This window comes from Thermosyntropha sp., from assembly GCF_017656155.1.
Classification (GTDB): Bacteria; Bacillota; Syntrophomonadia; order Syntrophomonadales; family Syntrophomonadaceae; genus Thermosyntropha.
In genome coordinates this window covers 114829-128032 of sequence record NZ_JACDOH010000004.1, presented here as the reverse complement: position 1 = coordinate 128032, position 13204 = coordinate 114829, and the positions used below count along the sequence as shown (strand labels likewise).

The following is a 13204-nucleotide window of genomic DNA, read 5'->3' as shown; positions in this document are numbered from 1 at the left end:
ACAGAAATGAAATTTAAATTAAATATTTTAGCGAAATAAAGTTTTATTTTTTTTATGGGTATTTCAACGGGTTTTTAGCCTACCTATGAGGAATTGAAACCAGCCCTGGGACTTGGATTCAGGGGGAATAAAGTGGAGTTTTTAGCCTACCTATGAGGAATTGAAACAAGTTCGTCCATCCTTCCTTCTAAACCACTTATAAAAGTTTTTAGCCTACCTATGAGGAATTGAAACATGGGTGTTTGTTTATTTAATTTAAAATGATTTTATGTTTTTAGCCTACCTATGAGGAATTGAAACAACATTCGCGAATATAAACTAGATTTTTCCTCGCCTCGTTTTTAGCCTACCTATGAGGAATTGAAACCCGATAAAATGTGTTTTTTAGCGATAAAAAATGGTAAGTTTTTAGCCTACCTATGAGGAATTGAAACTGGAAGGATATGCAATAAGATTCAATGAGCCTGCAAGTTTTTAGACTACCTATGAGGAATTGAAACCCAAATGTATCGTTTACACCGCCTTCATACGGATTAGTTTTTAGCCTACCTATGAGGAATTGAAACCTGGAAATGAAGTAGTAGTTGTGTTGGAGTTGGTAGTAGCTATTTTACATAAAACAAAAAAACACTAAGAATAGGTTAGATGCTACCTGAAGAATTCTGTATGTGTCATGGAAATGGAGAAAGAGGAAAATAAAAAGCATTTGGTCGAATACCTGTGATAGCCACCCAAAACCCCTGGTAAGGGAGGTATTCTTCCAAATGCAATATCATTTTATCAAGAATTTTCTTTTTTGGAAGATATAAGTATTGATGGTGTTTATCATTTTGAAGATCGTTGTGAAATAAGCATATCAAAACCGGTAAAATCTCATAAATGTCCTTTCTGTGGGACAATCACTCGAAAAGTTCATGATTGCAGAAAACAGAAGCTGATTTTGTGGAAAATATTAGCGAATGACCAAACTTTTAATTAAAGCCATTATTGAAAAGATTTGCGGCAACTACAGCATGAAATCAATTGCAAAGGATTTTGGCATTTCTAGTTGCACTGTAGCTAGAATATTTGATTTTTTATCATATAAACCTGATGCATTTCCGAAAGTATTATCTATCAATGAATTTAAAGAAACTACTGAAAAAGGCAAATATCATTGCAGATTAGTTGATCCTATAAAGTCTAATGTCATTGATTTTGTTTATTCTGGCAACTTTGCAGAAGCTAAAAGAAAACTTTCAAAGTAGTTGAAGCTGGTAAAGCTATATAACCTATATAACATTGAGGAATTTTTTTATCTAGCCAAAACTATAACCAACTGGAAAAATATTGAATTATTTTGATGTTCTTTATAATAAAGGCTGTGTAGAAGGGTTTAATAACAAAAATTAAAGTTATAAAAAGAGATGCGTTTGGATTTAGAAAATTTGATAGACTTAGCAATCGCATATTACATTGCTGCACATAATAACAAGAGGGCGACAGAAATTAGACCAAATACCTGTCGCCCCAACTATTGACAAAGAACCTCTTTTTTTTTAATTAGACTCTAAAGAGGCTGTTGCCCTTTACTTTGTTGACAGCCTGAGATTAAAGAAAATAAGTTAACCATGGAAAATGGCAGATTAAAAAGATTTTTGCTGATAAGGAATTAGAACTTGCTGTTTTAAGGAAACTGAGGATCTCAAAAACCCTCAGTAACCTACTAAAGTGTTATTAAGTGTAATTTTTAGTAAGAATAAGTTTAAGGTGAATTTTTACAAATTAAGGGAACAGACTACTCTCTTGCTATTCGGTTCGGATTGCTTCTAAAACGCTGAGATTCATGGCCCGACGGGCAGGAGAATAGCCGGAGATTAAACCTACCAGTGTGGCAAAGGCTATTGCTCCGAAAGCAAGGTAAACTGGAATTACAGATAGTTTGGAACTGCCCATGCCTTCCATCATTCCAGCCCCAATTTTATTTAAAACAAAGGAGATAATATAGCTCAATAGGACTCCTATAATTCCCCCAATAAATCCAATCATTCCTGCTTCTAAAAGGAACATCTTTTTAATGTCATTTAATTCTGCTCCCAGGACTTTTATTACTCCGATTTCCCGAGTGCGTTCATATATGCTCATTATCATGGTATTGGTTATGCCTAAAGCAGCTACTAAAAGGCTTATGGCACCTATTCCGCCTAATATAAGCTGCATAACCCGGGAAGCTTTTTTCATGGATTCAATCATTTCAGTTAGGCTGTAAGTCTGATAGCCCATAGCTTTAATCTGTTCCTGTACTTTTTGAACATCCCGAAAATCATGGCATTTTACTTTTATAACATCATATTTGTTCTGGTTTTGACGAATATTTTTCCTTTCACGGTTTTGCAAGCTTTGCCGCTCATCTTCAGCCAGTATTTTTTCCAGATAGGCTATATTGATATATGCACAGTATGCTTTTTCATCATTGCTTTCTTTTAATATCCCTACTCCTTTTACTTCGTGTACTGGAGGAGGTTTGAAATCAGGGTCATCGTTGCTTCTTTGCCTTTGTCCGTATCCAAAATCAGCTGTGAGAAGCAGTTTGCTGCTTAAAAGATTTACGTTTACTGGACCATACATATGAGGGTTTTTTAAGCGAGGATTGAAAAAACTTTGGCTTACATAGCTGCCGAATATTAAGGCTTCTTTGTCGGTCGGGGTTAAAAGACGCCCTTTATCGATTTTAAAGTCAAATTCTTTTAAGGTTTCGGGATTTACACCTATAACCTGCACATCGCTTACCATTTTGCCAGCAGCGATACGGTAATAAGCCCTTTTCTGGGGCATTACCGCTTTAACGCCTTCTATTTTGGAAAAGGTGGCAACCGCATTGTCGTCTAGCTTGGGACGATTTTTGTTTGCCGGGTTTGGTTCGGGGCCATAATGTTCAGCATTTACGTTTATAATAGTAAGATCTCCCATCGATGCGATCTGTTCTTTAAAATTTTGATCCATGGCTATGCCTAGGGAAAGCATGACTACGATAGAGCAGGTTCCTATTATTACACCTATTATTGTGAGAATGGTGCGAACCTTGCGCCTTTTAAGACTTTGCCAGCTCATCAGGAGCAAATCATAATTCTTCATCAATATCAACTTCCTCTAACTTTTTTCTTTTTTTGCGCCGGCGATAGATTACTATCCCTGAGATAAAAATCAGTGTCAGAATTCCTCCGCCGGTAAGCAATTTTTTATTTTTTGATGTCCCTTTTTCTTGGGGAGGAAATTCTGGTTCAGGCATGGGAGGCGGCTCGGGAGCAGCCATTACATTGAGTTTAAAAGGTTTTTCAACCGTATAATTGCGTCCTCCATTGTCTTCATATGTAAAAATTATTTTTCCTTCAGTTGCTCCTTCCTCACGTGGAAAAATAGTCGCATCATAATAGTTGCTTTTTCCGGGTTCAAGATTACCGATAAAAAGGGTGCCGTCTTGAACATCGAAATTCCCTTCAATTTTGACTAACAGATTGCGGATTAGTGACCTTCCCATATTGTAAAAATCTACGGAAAGGCTTATCGGAGATCCTGCATATATTTCCTGAGGAAGTTCTATGGAGGAAATATTGAGGATAGTCTCCTGCTCTATCGGAATGCTTATCATTTCTTCTTCAGTCAGTTTGGCACCACTATTGTCCTGATAATTAATGTTCAGATTAAGACTATAAATCTTGGATTCTGTATCGAATTTGGTTTTCAAGGTTAAAGTTTTTTCAATATGCTGTTCTGGTCCAATTTCCGAAATATAGATGGTATTGCTGCTTCCTACTGGCATAAAGGCTTGATTTTCCGAATTTAAAGTTATTTTTATATTTTTTACCGCTTTATTAGGACTGGTGTTAAAGAAAGACAGGGTCAAGGGAAATTCCTGCCCGGCTTCTATATAATATGGAAAGTCATAATTTTCAAGAATTATTCGGGGGGTAAGTTCGTCGTCATTTTCTCCTTTCCCTTTTACCGGAAGATAGACTTTGGCCTGGTCGGTATAAGTTCCTTCATATTCGTCTTTATAGCTCATATTCAAGGTTAATGCCTGGGTTCCGCTTTCCATTTTTGAGTCGACCATAAGCCTGTATTCTACCAGTTTAATTTTACCGGGCTCTATAGTTTTGATAAACTGGGTTTCCGGCCATTTATCAAGGTTAATCCCATTGGGGGTGAAACCTTCAAGTTTTAATTCCAGGTCTTTAATCAGGAAATCGCTGTCATTTTGCAGTTTAAGCTTGATAAGACTGCTTTTTCCGGCTGGAAGGGCATCTTTTTCATAATCGACCCCAAGGAATTTCACTGAGGGTGCTTTTTTGCGGTTTACTATTTTGATATAGACGGTTTCGCTTGCACTTCCACTGTTTCCAGTATCGCTCCGGTAAGAGACGTGGACATTTATGGGATAAGTCCCCGGTTTGACCGTAGGTGGAATAAACAGCTTGAAGCTGAAAATGGAGCGACTATTGCCACTTACCGAATAGGCAAACTGAGTAAGGGACATTTTATCAGTTTGAAAAGGAAGATCATCGCTTTTGCTTATAGAAACGGTAACATCCCGTGCTGAAGCGCTGCTCAAGTTCTCTATTGGGATGGATAAACTTATTTTTTCCCCGGCACTGAATTCAGGTATCCAGGTGTCTTTGGCGATAAAAAGGCGCGGCTCTTCCTTGGGCTGATCAGGAAGTTCATATGCTTTTAAAGGCAAGGGTAGAATAAGGCTTAAAAAAGTTAATATAAGTCCGGCCGAGATAAGTTTTTTAATATGCATGAGGAAAATCCTCCTTTTTATGTATGTTTTCTTCAATTTTTTCGATATTACCATCTAATATATGGACTATGCGGTCGGCATAAGAGGCCACACTGGAATCGTGAGTAACCAGTATCAGGTTACTGTGATTTTCGCGGGTTATATTAACCATAATCTCCATAACTTCCCGGGTAGTTTTGGAATCTAAGTTGCCCGTAGGTTCATCGGCAAATATTACTTTAGGTTTGATCACAAAGGCACGGGCAATTCCCACTCTTTGTTGTTGACCACCGCTCATTTCCGATGGTTTGTGCCTCGCATGTTTAGCCAGACCTACTGCTTTAAGCATTGCCATAGCCATTTTTTCCCGTTTTTGACGGGGAACCCCGCGAAAAGTCAGAGGTAAGGCGACATTTTCCAGAGCGGTAAGTGAAGGCAACAGATTATAGGACTGGAAAATAAAACCTATATATTTCTGGCGGAATAAGGCCAGCTGCTTCTCGTTCATTTTTTCCACCGGAAGGCCGTATATTTTTATACTGCCGCGGGTAGGCTTTTCTAAACCTGCCATCATATTGAGGAGAGTAGATTTGCCTGAACCTGATGTTCCTAATATACAGGTTATTTCTTCCGGGGGAATAACCAGATTGATATTGTTTAAGGCTATGATTTTTTCTTTTCCAACCCTATAAACCTTGCGCAGATTAGTTATTTCCACTGCATTTTTGATAGATTATCCCTCCTTTTTCAAAAATTCGGGACAGTGACGGATTAAATTACAAATTTTACTGTTTTAAAATTACTTCGAAGGTGAAATAATTTTGGGGTTCAAGATTGTCCTAGGTTAAAATACGTTCTATTTTTAATTTCCTTACACCTGTTTTAAAATTTTTTTACCTTCTGATATGTGCTGTAAAGCAGTTATGAAGATTAATACGGCAAAGGTTAGGGCTATTCCTTTTAAATAGTTAGGAAGCAAGAGCATGAGGGAAAAAAATATAAAGCCTTCGGTTCGTTCCATAATCCCGGCCTGATAATAAAAGGATTTGATGCCTTTTTTTTCGGCTAGGGCACCTACGGTGAGAAATACAGTCATGGAAATAAGTATAGAGCTCATGAGGATTAACAGCCAGAAAGAGGCTTCGGGATGTAAAACGGCTGTGCTTAAAATAATTCCGATTTCTACCAGGCGATCAAATGTTATGTCAAGAAGGGTGCCCCAGGCAGTAGGTCTGCCCAGCTTGTGCGCCATTGCCCCGTCCAATGTGTCACAAAATCCGGAAAGCCTATGAGCAAATTGCCGGATTTTGAAAAACTCAGGTTTTTAAACAAGGGAATTTTTAAATTCCCGCAATAGTTTCTGAGGAAAATGTCCATAATCATCAAAGTTATTAAAGCGACCAAGGCAAATAGGACCGATCCCGGGCGTCGTTTATCGGCACCCGCTTCAGCTGATGAGATTTAACCGGTCTGTAGTTTATGGTTTCTGGTATTTTCCCTTTTGCCTCTGCCGCATATCGGCGAAGTCCCTGCATAAGCTCTTTAAGTTTAACTTTTTGTGGGTAAACCTTTTCGCAGTGGCCGCATAAAGTGCAGTTGTAAGGAATGTTTAAATCTATTTTGCCGTCAAAAGAAATTTTAGCAAGCAGCTCTCCGGGCATAAGGTTAGTATAGGTATAAAGAGGGCAGTTTTTGGTACATGCCCCGCAGTTAGTGCATTTTTCTGATTCCGATCTTTTTAATTACCTTTGCCAATGCCGGCCTTTTCGGCTGGATTAAAGGAGCTATTCTTTCCTGGGCAAGTGCCATGGTGGGGCAGCATTGTGTTTTGGGATTGCCCACTGGTATGGGCGGGGGGTGGTTGAAAAATTTACTACCAATAAGGCATTGGCTGAGGTTGACATATTTTTTTGAGAGGTATGGAAAATGGGCAGTTCTTGTTGCCAGGCTTTTACCTTTTATGTCGTTTGATATTGTAAGCTATGCGGCTGGACTTACTGGTATGGGGTTCTGGGAATTTTTATGGGCTACAGGGTTAGGACAGCTTCCGGCTACTTTGATTTACTCTTATGTAGGGGATATGCTGGCAGGAAGTGCAAGGAATTTTGTTTTTGGTTTGCTCCTTCTTTTTGCATTGAGTGCGCTTGTATTCATGGGGCGCAGGATCTGGAACGATAGGCAAACTGTTGCCTGATTTTCGTATTATTTTATTATTTAACCCATATGGATTTTTTAAGTGTTTTTCTTACATGAAATAAATTTTTGTTGAATAGGAAACAAGATGAGTAGTATTTTATTTGATTGACAAATATATTATTGTAATTTTATTATCAAACTGTAAAGTGATCAGAATATTTGGTATTTTTAACCGGCAGCTTTGTTTTGCAATATTGCGAATGTCGATTTTTATGGTTAGAGTATTTTTGTTTTTGAGATTTATTGTATACAAGATGGTCGATATTTGCTGATAGACTTAGAAAAGGGAGGGTGGAAAATATTGATACAGGATTGTTGATTTTATGTAATGTTTTTTATTGTTAAAATTTATGGGGAGGTTATTGATTTGCGAAGAATTATTGCTTTTGTTTTATGTTTTTGTCTTACGCTTTTATCCATACCTGGTGCAGCTTGGGCTGATGACAGGGCAAAAGAGGAATTTACCCGAAACTATATTTATCTGCTGGATCATTCCCTGAAGATGCAAAATTCATTACTGAAAAACCTTATCAATAATACTGTAAATATGAGTGTCAGGGCGAAACTTACAGATGGGAGTGTCGAACTTGCTGATGTAACTACAGTAAGTAATGTTGATGGCGAGGCCAATGTTGATCTTGCATTTAACTTAAAGGAAAAAAAGGCAAGTCTGAAATTTGATGGTGATATAGCTTCGTATGATTTGAAAGGAAAGGTTTATGTTACCGAGGATGGGGTTATAGTAACCAGGGAAGCAGTAGAGGCTTTCAGGAAAATGGGAATAGATGCTTTAGGCGAACTTGATGAATTTAACGAACTTCCGTCCTATATAGTTTTTCAGGAAGATGTTAATACGAAAGAATTGGAAGAACTGGACGAAGTGCTGGAACAGCAGGATAAACTGATATCGGATAAAGACGAAGAGATGAAGACTTTTATAAAAGAACTGATAAATGTTATTCCTGCATCATGTTTCAGATATTCTGGCAAATATGCGGTTTTAGACCTGGATATGTCAGTTTTTTCTTCGGCTGTTTTACTCAATAATTTAAAAGAAAATAGTGAAAAATTGGTCGACGCTTTCCTGGCTCTCATGGAAAAACCTGAAGATGTTAGCGATGAGGAATACGAATTATTAAAAGAACAGATGAAGTTTGAGATTGTTAATGCAATCGATTCGGTTAGCATATCGGATGTGCAGGATTTCATGGCCCAATTAAACGATGAAAAGCCTATATCTATTAATAAATTCCAGATTAAAACCTCACGCACCGAAGTTGTAGCAGATATAGATTTATCAGGAAAGTTTGAGGAAATCAGTTATGTGCTGAAGGGTGAGTCAAAGGCAGAATTAACTGCAGGTGCTCTTAAAGGATATGCTAATCTGGATTTCAAACTGGATTCTCCGGATATAACCATAGATTTGAATATGGTTGAAGATGAAAAAATGAATGATAAGGAAATTCAGGCTGAATTGACTGTTAAGGGCGATATGGATATTGATGATAACATTATTGGCGGCAATGTAAAAATGGATTTGGATATGGATTTCACCGATAACGCCACTATAGTTATCCCGAATTTAAATGAAGAGAATTCTTTGGTTATTGACAATAGAATTAAAGTCTCCCCTGCGGAATCGGGTGCGGTATATCCTTTCTTAGAAGGGATTGAGAATAATGGCAACATAAGGGTTTTTGTTTATGGGGAGGAAGTTGATTTCCCGGATGCTAAGCCGATCATCAGAGAAGGCAGAACCTTGCTACCTCTTCGGGCTTTGGCTGATGTATTAGATTGTGAAATTGCTTGGCAGCCGCCTGATAAAGTTATTTTGAAAGATAAATATGGTGAGAGTGAGGATATGCTTTTAATAATTGGTTCGCGAGAATACCAGATGGGTGACGAAGTAGAGGTTATGGACGTGGCACCGGTTATAATTGATAACAGGACTTATGTTCCGGTAAGATTTATTGCTGAGAACTTTGGATTTACAGTTGATTGGCACAAAGATACCCGGTCGGTCATTTTGGATTGGTAGATAACTGTTCACTTGGACGGTTCTCGAATAAAAAAAGTATTACGAATCGAAATAGATTTTAAATCGAGAACCGTCCCCAATTTACCTTCAAATTTATAGACCTTATCATAGCCCAGGCTTAAAAGTTTTTGGGCCATTTTATCGATGGCTTCTTTTTTGCTGTGATAAAGGACTACATTCTTATCTTTCTTTATTCCTTTTTCTTCGAGCAGGTTGACAATTTCGTTGTCTCTGACCTTGTTAAGCCAGGCTGCGGGAAACTGAACTGCATTTTTGATATGTCCGCCTCGGCTTATTTCGTCAATTTTCCAGCCGTTATATGCTTCGTCAGGACGCAGGTCAACTATCACATAGTCAGGGTTATCCAGATTTTTCTTTAAATTTTCCATAGAAATAATTCGAGCCTGGGCAGCAGTCTTGGCAGGTTCCTGATACTTCTCTTTACAGCCGGAGGTTAAGGGTAAAAATAAGATGATTAAGATTAGAAAAGGAATTGTTTTTTCTTTCTGAACATTGTCCTTTCCTCCTCTTTTTTAATTTTTCAGAGATTATTAAAAACTATTTATATTTTGCATTAAATAACATAAACTAATCAATATTATATATAAAAATTATAGAAGCATAAAACTAGTTAATGGTAATCAGGGGCGTTTTATGGTTTTTAGAAAATAAGGAAAGCTTTTTATTTAATTTATAAAGTAAATAAAATATCAGCTGGTAATTTAATGTTCATCATTTTTAGCAAATGTGATATAATAATTAAGCAACATAAAGCAAAATGTTAAATTTTTTATGAATAGTGGGACTAATTTAACCCTATGGGACATTTTTGTCCCAAAAGTAATATAAATATATTAACGAGGTTCTTGCTGTTATGGAAAGGATTTTTACCGTTCTGGAAAGGTTGGTTCCGGAAGCTAAAGAGATGCTGGAAATAAGGTATCAGATTTTGCGTCAGATAATGCACAAAGGACCAATCGGGAGAAGACAGATTGCCAGAGACCTCGACTATACCGAAAGGCTGGTAAGGCGGGAGATAGATATTTTAAAAGCCAGGGGAGCAGTCTCTATCTTGCCGGCAGGAATTATCCTTACTCCGTATGGAGAAGAGCTTTTACGGGAAATAGATGAAGTGATGCCTTTTCTTTTCAGTACCCAGGATCTTTCCAGGCGTTTAAAGCTTATGTTTGGTTTGGAGGAAGTAATTATTGTCCCCGGCGATTCTTTTGTTGACTATGTAGCCAAAAAGGATTTAGGAAGGGTTGCAGCCCGCTATTTGCAGAAGGTGCTTTTTCCAGGATGTGTTCTGGCGGTTACCGGAGGAACTACTTTGGCTGAAATGGCAGAGGCAGTAAGTGCAGATGCTACCTGGCCAGATGTTCTGGTGGTTCCTGCCCGCGGAGGGTTGGGAGAAGAGATGGAACTGCAGGCAGGTGCAATTGCCGCTAAGATTGCTAAAACATTAGGTGCTCAGTACCGGCTTCTTCATATCCCAGATAATCTTGAGGAAAATACGGCTGAGGTTTTAAAAAGGGATTCACATATAAGTGATGTGGTAAAGACTATAAAAAGATGCGATATATTGATTCACGGCATAGGGGCAGCCATGGAAATGGCTGCCCGCCGAGGGCTGACATCGGAAGAAGTGCAAGATTTGGAGAAAAAAGGTGCAGTGGGGGAAGCTCTGAGATTTTATTTTGATTATAACGGTAATATAGTTCATGAAGTTCCGGGGATAGGTTTGGAACTTGATGACTTTAACAATATTAAAAAGGTTATTGCGGTGGCTGGAGGGCAAAATAAAGCAAAAGCCATTGAGGCGGTGCTTAAGCATGGTTATCAAAAGGTTTTGATAACTGATGAAGGTGCTGCTAAGAGGATAGCAGGCAAAAATAATTAGAAAGGATGGTTGAGTTGGCAGTCAAGGTTGCTATTAATGGATTTGGGCGTATTGGGCGCTTATCAACCCGCGCAGCTTTAGACCGCGAAGACATAGAAATTGTGGCAGTAAATGACCTGGGAGATATAAAAGCAGGCGCGCATTTGTTTAAATATGATTCGGTACATGGAGTTTATAAGGGGCAGGTAGACTGTGATGAAGAATTTTTGATGATTGACGGAAGGAAGATCAGATATTTATCTGAAAAGGATCCGGAAAAACTACCCTGGAAGGATTTGGGGGTCCAGGTAGTTGTCGAAAGCACCGGGGTGTTTAGAAAAGGCAAAGATGCGGCTAAACATATAAAGGCAGGGGCTTCTAAGGTAGTTATAACTGCACCTGGCAAAGATGTTGATTTGACCATGGTTATGGGAGTAAATCATGAGGAATATAAGCCTGAGCACAATATAATTTCCAATGCTTCCTGCACCACCAACTGCCTTGCTCCGGTAGCCAAGGTTCTTCTTAAAAAATTTGGCATAAAAAAGGGGCTTATGAATACGATCCATGCTTATACCAATGATCAGCGGGTTTTAGATTTAGAGCATAAAGATTTAAGAAGGGCCAGAGCAGCCGGGCTTTCTATGATTCCTACTACAACCGGGGCAGCTTCGGCGGTAGGTCTGGTTCTTCCTGAGCTTAAAGGAAAGTTGGACGGTATGGCCGTCAGGGTTCCCACCCCTACAGTGTCAATGGTTGATTTGACAGTTGAATTGGAGAAAAATGCCAGCAAAGAAGAGATTAATGCAGCGTTTAAGGAAGCGAGTGAAACTTATCTTAAAGGAATATTAAAATATACCGAAGAACCGCTGGTATCTACCGATTACCGTGGTGAATCGAATTCTGCCATAGTTGATGGCCTTTTAACCATGACTATGGGGAATAATATGGCTAAGGTTATAGCCTGGTATGATAATGAATGGGGCTATTCGGTTCGGGTAATCGATGTAGTTTCATATATAGCACGGAAGGGACTTTAAGGGTATTTGTTTTTAAAAATTATGGAGGTGTAAGTTGTGAGGGTTTTGCATGAGGCGGATATCAGGGGGAAAAGGGTTTTGCTCAGGGTAGACTTTAATGTGCCCATGAACGAGGATGGCGAAATCATTGACGATACTAAGATCAGAGCAGCTTTGCCTACCATTGAGTATATTATCGCTCAGGATGCCAGTTTAATTCTGATGAGCCACCTGGGAAGACCTAAGGGAAAGCGGAACAGTAAATACAGCCTTGCCAAGGTGGCAGAACGTTTGGGCGAATTAGTGTCAGCACCGGTAAAAATGGCTTCCGACTGCATTGGGGAGGAAGTCAGAGCTATGGCTGAAGAACTTAAAACCGGTGAAATTTTAGTTCTGGAAAATGTGCGATTCCACAAGGAGGAAGAAAAAAACGATCCCGCTTTTGCCAAAGAATTAGCCATGTTGGGCGATGTTTATGTAAATGATGCTTTTGGCACTGCCCACCGAGCCCATGCTTCTACAGCCGGAATAGCACAGTTTATTCCAGCTTATGCCGGTTTTTTGATGGAAAAGGAAGTTAGAATGTTAAGGATGGTTTTAGATTCCCCCCGGAGTCCGCGTATGGCTATTTTAGGCGGAGCTAAAGTTGCAGATAAATTAGGACTTGTTAATAATCTTATGGAAAAGCTGGATATAATACTTATTGGCGGTGGTATGGCCAATACTTTCTTAAAGGCTCAAGGGAAAAATATAGGAAAATCATTGTGTGAAGATGAACTTGTCCCTGAAGCTAAAAGAATATTGAAGGAATCCTCCGAAAAAGGTGTAGAGCTTCTGCTTCCGGTCGACGCGGTAGTTGCTGAAGAATTGTCTGCCAAAGCTGAAGGGAAAGTGGTAAGTGTAGATGAAATACCTGATGATATGATGATTTTAGATATAGGTCCCAAAACGATTGAGCTTTTTAGCCAGGTAATTAAAAAAGCACATACTATTGTATGGAATGGGCCGCTTGGAGTTTATGAATATGAACAGTTTGCCCAGGGAACCTATGGGGTGGCTAAAGCTGTTGCTGAATCTGATGCGGTTAGTGTTATCGGAGGAGGAGATTCAGCAGCCGCCGTCCAGAAGTTGGGTTTATCTGACGCTATTACCCATATATCTACTGGTGGGGGGGCAACCCTTGAGTTTTTGGAAGGGATTGAGCTTCCAGGGGTAGCAGTATGCGAAAGAGAAGACAGTTCTGAATTGTATACAGTTTAGTTAAGGCAAATATTACTGAGAAAATCTTCTTTTTCTCAGTAATATTTTTTATA

General features: G+C 38.8%; 11 protein-coding genes, 2 pseudogenes and 1 CRISPR repeat array. Of the genes and pseudogenes, 7 read left to right on the top strand and 6 right to left on the bottom strand.

Annotation, left to right across the window (positions count from 1 at the left end; all coding sequences use genetic code 11):
- Positions 1-70 precede the first annotated feature (70 nt).
- A CRISPR array of direct repeats spans positions 71-566; the repeat unit is 30 nt; unit sequence GTTTTTAGCCTACCTATGAGGAATTGAAAC.
- A 393-nt stretch (positions 567-959) separates the two neighbouring features.
- Together H0Z36_RS05510 and H0Z36_RS05505 are read left to right on the top strand one after the other, a co-directional pair.
- Complete coding sequence (locus H0Z36_RS05510) at positions 960-1247, top strand: transposase family protein (protein WP_296864245.1); 288 nt, start codon at positions 960-962, stop codon at positions 1245-1247.
- Positions 1248-1304: 57 nt separating this feature from the next.
- Positions 1305-1468 (top strand): annotated as a pseudogene (locus H0Z36_RS05505) (transposase); the annotation flags it as partial.
- A 320-nt stretch (positions 1469-1788) separates the two neighbouring features.
- Here H0Z36_RS05505 and H0Z36_RS05500 read toward each other — a convergent pair.
- The 5 genes and pseudogenes from H0Z36_RS05500 to H0Z36_RS05480 all read right to left on the bottom strand — a co-directional run.
- A complete protein-coding gene (locus H0Z36_RS05500; RefSeq protein WP_296864244.1) occupies positions 1789-3114 on the bottom strand; it encodes an ABC transporter permease in 1326 nt (441 codons plus the stop codon).
- Positions 3101-4780 carry a hypothetical protein gene (locus H0Z36_RS05495; RefSeq protein ID WP_296864243.1) on the bottom strand — a complete coding sequence of 560 codons (1680 nt, stop codon included), beginning with the start codon at positions 4778-4780 and terminating at the stop codon, positions 3101-3103. The genes H0Z36_RS05500 and H0Z36_RS05495 overlap by 14 nt, the downstream gene beginning before the upstream one ends.
- Positions 4770-5477: an ABC transporter ATP-binding protein gene (locus H0Z36_RS05490; protein ID WP_296864242.1), complete on the bottom strand. Its 708-nt coding sequence runs from the start codon at positions 5475-5477 to the stop codon at positions 4770-4772. The genes H0Z36_RS05495 and H0Z36_RS05490 overlap by 11 nt, the downstream gene beginning before the upstream one ends.
- Before the next feature lie 153 nt (positions 5478-5630).
- Positions 5631-6065 carry a CDP-alcohol phosphatidyltransferase family protein gene (locus tag H0Z36_RS05485; RefSeq protein WP_366508871.1) on the bottom strand — a complete coding sequence of 145 codons (435 nt, stop codon included), beginning with the start codon at positions 6063-6065 and terminating at the stop codon, positions 5631-5633.
- Between the two features lie 85 nt (positions 6066-6150).
- A pseudogene (locus H0Z36_RS05480) lies at positions 6151-6468 on the bottom strand (4Fe-4S dicluster domain-containing protein); the annotation flags it as partial.
- 8 nt (positions 6469-6476) lie between these two features.
- Here H0Z36_RS05480 and H0Z36_RS05475 point away from each other — a divergent pair.
- Positions 6477-6953, top strand: a complete 477-nt coding sequence (locus H0Z36_RS05475) for a VTT domain-containing protein (RefSeq protein WP_366508870.1) — start codon at positions 6477-6479, stop codon at positions 6951-6953.
- Positions 6954-7322: 369 nt separating this feature from the next.
- A complete protein-coding gene (locus tag H0Z36_RS05470; RefSeq protein ID WP_296864240.1) occupies positions 7323-8993 on the top strand; it encodes a stalk domain-containing protein in 1671 nt (556 codons plus the stop codon).
- Between the two features lie 8 nt (positions 8994-9001).
- Here H0Z36_RS05470 and H0Z36_RS05465 read toward each other — a convergent pair whose 3' ends face one another.
- Complete coding sequence (locus H0Z36_RS05465; protein WP_296864239.1) at positions 9002-9382, bottom strand: rhodanese-like domain-containing protein; 381 nt, start codon at positions 9380-9382, stop codon at positions 9002-9004.
- Positions 9383-9867: 485 nt separating this feature from the next.
- Between H0Z36_RS05465 and H0Z36_RS05460 the strand changes: the two genes are divergently transcribed.
- Genes H0Z36_RS05460 through H0Z36_RS05450 form a run of 3 tightly spaced genes read left to right on the top strand, consistent with a single transcriptional unit; the run spans position 9868 to position 13151 of the window.
- The gene (locus H0Z36_RS05460) at positions 9868-10893 is read left to right on the top strand and encodes a sugar-binding domain-containing protein (protein WP_296864238.1); all 1026 of its coding nucleotides are present in this window, start codon (positions 9868-9870) and stop codon (positions 10891-10893) included.
- Positions 10894-10907: 14 nt separating this feature from the next.
- Complete coding sequence (gene gap / locus H0Z36_RS05455) at positions 10908-11912, top strand: type I glyceraldehyde-3-phosphate dehydrogenase (RefSeq protein ID WP_296864384.1); 1005 nt, start codon at positions 10908-10910, stop codon at positions 11910-11912.
- Between the two features lie 36 nt (positions 11913-11948).
- Positions 11949-13151, top strand: coding sequence for a phosphoglycerate kinase (locus tag H0Z36_RS05450; protein WP_296864237.1), 1203 nt, complete (start codon positions 11949-11951; stop codon positions 13149-13151).
- Positions 13152-13204: the final 53 nt, after the last annotated feature.

What these genes read in the sequence shown, in the direction of transcription:
- H0Z36_RS05465 (WP_296864239.1), bottom strand. Translation starts at nt 9,382, where the DNA reads ATGGAAAATTTAAAGAAAAATCTGGATAACCCTGACTATGTGATAGTT.
- H0Z36_RS05460 (WP_296864238.1), top strand. Translation starts at nt 9,868, where the DNA reads ATGGAAAGGATTTTTACCGTTCTGGAAAGGTTGGTTCCGGAAGCTAAA.
- H0Z36_RS05510 (WP_296864245.1), top strand. Translation starts at nt 960, where the DNA reads ATGACCAAACTTTTAATTAAAGCCATTATTGAAAAGATTTGCGGCAAC.
- H0Z36_RS05500 (WP_296864244.1), bottom strand. Translation starts at nt 3,114, where the DNA reads ATGAAGAATTATGATTTGCTCCTGATGAGCTGGCAAAGTCTTAAAAGG.
- H0Z36_RS05495 (WP_296864243.1), bottom strand. Translation starts at nt 4,780, where the DNA reads ATGCATATTAAAAAACTTATCTCGGCCGGACTTATATTAACTTTTTTA.